Source organism: bacterium, assembly GCA_028821235.1.
In the GTDB taxonomy this organism is placed as follows: Bacteria; Actinomycetota; Acidimicrobiia; order Spongiisociales; family Spongiisociaceae; genus Spongiisocius.
This window is the reverse complement of record JAPPGV010000035.1, coordinates 54,828-61,846: the sequence shown is the minus strand read 5'-3', so window position 1 is coordinate 61,846 and position 7,019 is coordinate 54,828. Positions and strand designations below refer to the sequence as shown.

Here is a 7,019-nt window from a genome sequence, read left to right as displayed (position 1 = left end):
CGACCGCTCCGGCTTCCGTTACGACCGCTCCGGCTTCCGTTACGACCGCTCCGGCTTCCGTTACGACCGCTCCGGCCGTCGCTGAGGCGACCGAAGCGGAGGCGCAACCGCCGGTGCCCGAGCCGGTCGTCGAGGACTTGGAGGTGGTGGTCGAGCCCGAGCCGGTCACCGAGGCCGCGGCGGTGCCTGCGGAGTCCGAGGCCGCCACCGACGTCGAGGCCACGCCCGAGGAATCCGGGCCCGACACCGAGGCCACGCCCGCGTCCGCGGCGGTGGACGCGACCGAACCCGAGGATCCGGCGCCGGCGCCGACCGGCATGCCCATCGAGTTCCCCCCCGGCGTGAACCTGATCACCATCTCCGGTACGGTCGCTCCGGGTGAGCGCCGGGCATACGTGTTCGATGCGCTGGCCGACGTCCAGTACACGTTCACGCTCGGAGCGCCCGCCGGCGTGTGGCTGAACGCCGGGCTGGGCGAGGACGTGGCCGGCCTGCCGGGAGAGCGGCCGAGACGAGCATCTCTCGTCCTTCCGGCGAGCGCGACCCGGCTGCTGGAGGTGGTCTCGACTGCCGAGCAGCCGGCCGACTACGAGATAACCGCCACGGTCCGCTCCCTCGACCTCGGTCCGCCCTCCGGTCCGGTGATCTACCTGACCTTCGACGACGGGCCCCATCCGGTGCACACCGCCGAGGTGCTCGACCTGCTGCGGCGGTACGGGGCACGAGCCACCTTCTTCGTGGTCGGGAGGATGGTCGAGCGCTTCCCTCACCTGTTCAACAGGATCCTGCTCGAGGGCCACACGGTGGCCAACCACACCTGGAACCACGAGAACCTGACCAAGCTGTCCGGCGAGGCCATTGACCGGACTCTCGAGCGGACCCAGGAGATCCTTGGCGCCAACGCCACCACCTGCATGCGCCCTCCCTACGGGGCGCTTGACGACCTTGCCCGGCAGAGAGCCGAGGAGCACGGCCTGGACGTGATCATGTGGAGCGCCAGCGCAAATGACTGGCTCGACCTGACCCCGGACACGATCGCCGGACGGATCGTGGCGGGCGCGGTCGATGGCGGGGTCATCCTCATGCACGACGGGGGCGGCGACCGTTCCCGCACCGTGCGGGGCCTGGACCTGGCCCTCCGGCAGGTGTCGGATCAAGGGATGCGCTTCGAGCCCATCTGCACCCGGTAGCGATCGCCTAGGCGGCGGCCACCAGCAGGGGGATCCTGACCTCGCGGGGGTCCAGGCCGCCGTGATATCCCACCATGCGCCGGTCCATGTGGCCGGGAAGCAGCACCCGGCCGGTGCCGGCCAGGAAGGCGCCGTCCGGCCTCGCCTGCCGGGCCGCATCCTCCGCCGGATCACCGAGCGGCCCCCACCAGGATTCCATCTGCCTCGCCGGGTACCAGGTCGCCGGTACCTCGGCTCCCAGGGCCTCGATCCGATCGGCGGCGCCCCGGACGTAGAGCGAGCGAGGATCGCCGTAAAGCACCAGGTCAGGATGGTGACGCCTCCGGATCCGGTGCTTGCCGGGCTTCTCGATGGTGACCAGCCCGTGATCCGCCGTGCCCACCATCCGGACTCGGGGAGGAAGCAGGGCGGAGAGGCGCTCCCATGCGTCGGCTGCCTGCGAGAGGGCATCTGCGTAGGCCTCGCTGCCGAACCCGTGGACGTGGGCCGAGATGTCCACGTCAGGGAAGTAGGCGAACACCAGGCGCCCGGGAATCCGGGCCAGGTCAAGCACCGCCTGGACGAAATCGAACATGCTGTCGACTCCTTCGAAGCGGCAGCCCCGGTACAGGACGCGGGTAAGGGGAGTACCCGAGTAGCCGCGTGACTGCACGGTGATGGGCTCGATGCCGGCGGCCGCCAGCCGCTCCCACAGGTTGGGGCTCGGAATGGTGTGGCGCCGGACGGGGACGGGACGGCCGGTGCTGTCCACCCACCGGAGCACGTTGACCGGATAAGGGTGGCCTTCCAGCAGCATGAAGTGCCCGATCACGCCATGCCGGCTCGGAGGGAGCCCGCTCGCCACGGTGGCGAGGCTGACCGTGGTGGTGGTCGGGAAGGGGGCGTCCAGCGTTCCCTGCCGGGCCGTCGCCAGGGACCAGGCCCGTGGGTGGTCGAGCTGGTGGTCGCCGAGCCCGTCGATCATCATCAGCACGTAGCTGGCCGCATCGGGGATCCGGTCGGACAGGTGGGGATGGAGCCGATCGAAGGGCGCCGACCCGGTCAGCCGCCATTCCAGCTCGGCGACGAGGTTGGGCAGGGATCCTCCCGAGTAGTCCGGGATCCGGAGCGTGGCGGTCTCGGTCACCCCCGAACGCTAGCGGTTCACCGGTCACCCGGACGACGGCGTGCCGGACCCGGCTCGGCCCCGCATTTGGTCCTAGTGGTCTGTCTGTGTAATGGCGGTGCGGTATAGCGTCGGCAGCGGTGTTCCTCGCAAGGCCCGCTGACGAAGGCGTACCCGCAGGGTACGTTGAGGAAGCGGAACGAAGCGACGGGGCGCCGATGGCCGCCAGAGCACCCGGTTGTTTCGCAGACAGACCACTAGGTCATGCGTGGCGTGAATTCAATCCGTCTCGGGTTGGTCCCTATACTCGCCAGGGTTCGAGCCGCCGTGACCGTGGTCCCAGCACCGACCGGCTGAGGAGGGGCGGAGCCGGACTCGAACGGCCGGGAACAGGGCGACCAAGGCGACGGGTGGAACGACCGTGAGCGAATACTTCCAGGACTACGTCGCGGTGGCTGCATTCGCCGCATTCGGGGTCCTGCTGGTGGCCCTCACCCTGGGGATCACCTACCTGGTGCGGCCCTCCAACCCCACCCGAGAGAAGGTCGCCACATACGAGTGCGGTGTGGACGCGGTTGGGGAGGGTTGGAACCAGACCTTCGTCCGCTACTACATCTTCGGCCTGCTGTTCGTGGTGTTCGACGTGGAGGCGGTCTTCATCTTCCCGTGGGCGGTGGTGTCCGAGGACCTCGGCCTACCAGGGGTGATAGCCATCGTCGTCTTCATCCTGACCCTCCTCGAAGGGCTCCTGTACGCGGTGCGCAAAGGGGTGCTCCGGTGGGAGTAGTCGCCGATCGCTTCGGGGGCCTGAAGCCGGTTTCCTGGTTGCTCAACTGGTCCCGCCGCTACTCGCTCTGGCTGTTCCAGTTCGGTCTGGCCTGCTGCGCCATCGAGATGATGGCCGCCTCCGGACCACGCTACGACTTCATGCGCTTCGGGATCATCCCCTTGCCCGCCTCGCCGCGGCAGGCCGACCTCATGGTGGTGGCGGGAACCGTGACCGACAAGATGGCCCCGGCCATCAAGCGCCTCTACGAGCAGATGCCCGAGCCCAAGTACGTGATATCGATGGGTTCCTGTTCCAACTGCGGGGGCCCCTACTGGGATTCCTACTCGGTCACCAAGGGGGTGGATCAGATCATTCCGGTGGATGTCTATGTCCCCGGCTGCCCTCCCCGGCCGGAGGCCCTGATGGACGGGATCGTCCTGCTGCAGCAGAAGATCAAGGACGAGGACGTGCGCGACAAGTGGAAGCAGCGTGACCGCCAGCCCGTCTGAGAGCACCGTCTCCGAAGCAGCCGACGCGCTCGAGGAGTTCGCCGACCGGGTGGCCGCAGCGGTGGGCGGCCGGGCCGAGGTGGCCCACGGGACCGTCAAGGTGCGGGTGGCGCCCTCGGCCTGGAAGGAGGCCCTGACCGTTACCTCCGGTGACCTGGGTCTGGTGTTCCTGTCCTGGCTGTCCGCCACCGATTGGACGAACGAGGTGGCGGTGGGGGATGAGCCCGACGGACCGGTGGAGGAGCGCTACGAGTTGCTGTGCGCGGTCTCCGACCTGTCTGACGGCAACCTGGCCATAATCTCGACCGACCTCGACCACGACTCACCATCCATCGCGAGCGTGGCCGATGTCTATCCCGGCGCCAACTGGCACGAGCGGGAGGCCGCCGAGATGTTCGGCATCGACTTCGTGGGCCATCCGGACCTCACCAAGCTCTACCTGCCCGACTCCTTCGAGGGCTACCCGCTCCGCAAGGACTTCCCGTTGCTGAGCCGGGAGGTGAAGCCCTGGCCCGGCAAGGTCGATGTCGAGGACATGCCCGAGAACGGCAGCCCGTCAACCGAGAACCCCGGGAACTAGTGGTCTACCTGCAAAACCTCCGCCGTGCTCTGCGTGCCAGCGACGCCCCTCGCTGCGTTCCGCCTCCTCAACGTACCGCTGCGGGTACGCCTTCCTCAGCGGGCCTTGCGAGGAACGCCGCCGGCGGCACATATCACGGCGCCATTTCACAGGCAGACCACTGATGCAAGGAACTTTCGCCCATCACCTGTCGGAGGCAGCCGTCTCGGTCGAGCTGGAGACCGAGGGCATGACCCTCAACATCGGTCCCCAGCATCCTTCCACCCACGGCGTGCTGCGCCTCGTCGCGACGGTCGACGGCGAGCGGGCCACCAACGTCCGCCCGGTCATCGGGTACATGCACCGCGGCTACGAGAAGCTGTCGGAGGTTCGCACCTACCCCCAGATCATCACCATCATCAACCGGATCGACTGGGTGTCGGGGTTCGCCAACGAGGTCCCGTTCGTGGTGGCGGCCGAGCGCCTGATGGGTGTCGAGGCCCCGCCCCGTGCGCAGTGGATCAGGCTGGTGCTGACCGAGATGGCGCGGATCTCCTCCCACCTGGTGTTCATGGCCTCCTACCCGCTGGAACTGGGCGCCGCCACGCCGCTCTTCTTCGCCCTCCGGGAACGGGAGAGGGTGCTGGACCTGCTGGAGTCGGTCACCGGAGGCCGCTTCCACCCCAACTTCAACCGTCTCGGGGGGGTCAAGCCCGTCTACGCAGCCGGCCCGGTCACCAAGAAGGCCGGTATGGACATACCTTCCGGCTTCCTGGCCGAGACCAGCGATGCAATGACGAAGGTGCTCGCCACGTGCGACGAGATCGAGAACCTGGTGGCGGGCAACGAGGTGTTCCTGGCGCGCACCAAGGACGTCGGGGTCCTACCCGCCGACATCGCCGCCTCCTACGGGGTCTCGGGGCCCAACCTGCGGGCCTCGGGTGTCGGGTTCGACCTGAGAAAGGTGTCGGACTACCTGCCCTACGCCGACTTCGACTTCGATGTCCCGGTGGGTCGCAACGGTGACTGCTGGGACCGGTGGTGGGTGCGCCTCGAGGAGATCCGCCAGTCGTGCCGGATCATCACCCAGGCCATCGACGGCCTGCCGTCGAGCCCGCTCCAGGCCAAGGTGCCCCGCATCATCAAGGTCCCGGCCGGCGAGACCTACGTTCGGGCCGAGAACCCGAAGGGCGAGATGGGCTACCACCTGGTGTCCCTCGGTGGTCTGGGTCCCTACCGCCTCAAGATCCGCTCCGCCTCGTTCTCCAACCTCTCGATCCTGCCCTGGATCCTTGAGGAAGCCCTGGTCCCCGACTTCATCGCCATCATGGGGTCGCTCGACTTCGTGCTCGGAGACGTCGACCGATGAGCCTGGAGCTGACCTTCTGGTGGCTGCTGGCCATCAAGCTGGCGGTAGCGGCGGCGGTGGTCCCGGTGATCGGCATGGTGATCGGCTATGCCGAGATGAAGCTCTCCGCCCATATGCAGAGCCGGGTGGGCCCGTACTTCGCGGGCGGGCGGTTCGGGTGGGCCCAGCTCATCGCCGACGGGGTGAAGTTCATCCAGAAGGAGGACATCATCCCCGAGGAGGCGGACCGCCCCGTCTTCAAGTGGGCGCCCGCCCTGGTGATGCTGGGGACGATGGCGTTGCTGGTGATCGTGCCTGTCCACCCTTCGCCCAGGTACGGGATCGTGCGCGACCTGGAGGTCGGGATCTTCTACGCCCTGGCCATCTCGTCGGTCAGCACCATCGGCGTGCTCATGGCCGGATGGTCATCGGCCAACAAGTACTCGATGATCGGCGGGCTCCGGGCCGCCGGCCAGCTGATCGCCTACGAGCTGCCGCTGGTGCTCGCCACGGTCGGGGTGGTGATCCAGGCCGGAACTATGTCGATGCAAGGCATCGTGTCGGCGCAGGTGGCCCAGGGCTGGCCTTTCCTCCTGACCCAGTTCATCGGCTTCGCGATCTTCATGATCGCCACCCTCGCCGAGCTGACCCGCCTCCCGTTCGACATGCCGATCGCCGAATCGGAGTTGGTGATGGGCTACGTCACCGAGTACTCGGGGTTCCGCTTCCTGTTCTTCTTCCTGGCCGAGTTCGCCAACATGTTCTCGATGTCGGTGATCGCCGCCACCCTGTTCCTGGGTGGCTACGGCTTTTGGGGCATCAACCCTGAGACCCTGCTGTCGCCGATCATCCTGTTCGCCAAGGTCGGGATCCTGATCTTCCTGATGATCTGGCTGAGGTGGACCCTTCCGAGGCTGAGAGAGGACCAGCTCCAGACCCTGGCCTGGAAGTGGTTGATTCCGATTGCGATCGTGAACATCATCGCGACCGCGGTACTGAAGGTGGTGCTATAGATGAAACTCCCCCGGCTGCCCTCCCTCACCAAGCTGCCCAAACTCGGCATGCTGTCCGGCCTGCGGGTCACCTTCACCACCATGCTCCGGACCTGGGCATTCAACCTGTCCGGCGGGCGGGTGGGCCTGCGGTCCACCGTCAACTATCCCAAGGTCAAGGAGACCCCCGTTCCGCGGGCGCGGGGGGTTATCGCCCTCGATCAGGAGGCCTGCACGGTGTGCATGCTGTGCGCCCGCCAATGCCCCGACTGGTGTATCTACATCGAGGGCCACAAGGAGATCAAGCCTCCGACCCGTCCTGGCGCGAGGCCTCGGGCCCGGGCCACCCTGGACCGCTTCGACATCGACTACGCCCTCTGCATGTACTGCGGTATCTGCGTGGAGGTCTGCCCCTTCGACGCCCTGTTCTGGACTCCCGAGTACGAGTACTCGGAGTACGACATGGGGCCGATGATGCACGACATGGATCGTCTCCAGGACTGGATGGAGACGGTGCCCAAGGGCCTGGGGGCCCAATCGTGACCGC

Annotated in this window: 7 protein-coding genes and 1 pseudogene; 7 read left to right on the top strand and 1 reads right to left on the bottom strand. The window is 67.4% G+C overall.

Translation table 11 applies throughout. The annotated features are described in order from the left end of the window. The coding region (locus tag OXK16_04290) for a polysaccharide deacetylase family protein (GenBank protein MDE0375165.1) at positions 1-1,190 on the top strand (1,190 nt) is incomplete at its 5' end. A gap of 7 nt (positions 1,191-1,197) precedes the next feature. Here the strand turns inward: OXK16_04290 and OXK16_04285 are convergent. Further along, on the bottom strand, positions 1,198-2,316 hold the full coding sequence (locus OXK16_04285; protein ID MDE0375164.1) for an alkaline phosphatase family protein: 1,119 nt from the start codon (positions 2,314-2,316) through the stop codon (positions 1,198-1,200). Between the two features lie 400 nt (positions 2,317-2,716). Here OXK16_04285 and OXK16_04280 point away from each other — a divergent pair, with 400 nt between their 5' ends. The 6 genes and pseudogenes from OXK16_04280 (at position 2,717) to OXK16_04255 (ending at position 6,991) form a co-directional block, all read left to right on the top strand. Continuing rightward, complete coding sequence (locus tag OXK16_04280) at positions 2,717-3,082, top strand: NADH-quinone oxidoreductase subunit A (GenBank protein MDE0375163.1); 366 nt, start codon at positions 2,717-2,719, stop codon at positions 3,080-3,082. Then, positions 3,073-3,573: an NADH-quinone oxidoreductase subunit B gene (locus OXK16_04275; GenBank protein MDE0375162.1), complete on the top strand. Its 501-nt coding sequence runs from the start codon at positions 3,073-3,075 to the stop codon at positions 3,571-3,573. The genes OXK16_04280 and OXK16_04275 overlap by 10 nt, the downstream gene beginning before the upstream one ends. Then, positions 3,554-4,153, top strand: coding sequence for an NADH-quinone oxidoreductase subunit C (locus tag OXK16_04270; GenBank protein ID MDE0375161.1), 600 nt, complete (start codon positions 3,554-3,556; stop codon positions 4,151-4,153). The genes OXK16_04275 and OXK16_04270 overlap by 20 nt, the downstream gene beginning before the upstream one ends. A gap of 163 nt (positions 4,154-4,316) precedes the next feature. Next, entirely contained in the window at positions 4,317-5,501 is a 1,185-nt protein-coding gene (locus OXK16_04265) for an NADH-quinone oxidoreductase subunit D 1 (protein MDE0375160.1), read from the top strand. Continuing rightward, positions 5,498-6,493, top strand: coding sequence for an NADH-quinone oxidoreductase subunit NuoH (gene nuoH, locus OXK16_04260; protein MDE0375159.1), 996 nt, complete (start codon positions 5,498-5,500; stop codon positions 6,491-6,493). Before OXK16_04265 ends, nuoH begins: the two co-directional genes overlap by 4 nt. Continuing rightward, positions 6,494-6,991, top strand: a pseudogene (locus OXK16_04255) (4Fe-4S binding protein). The last annotated feature ends 28 nt before the right edge of the window (positions 6,992-7,019 follow it).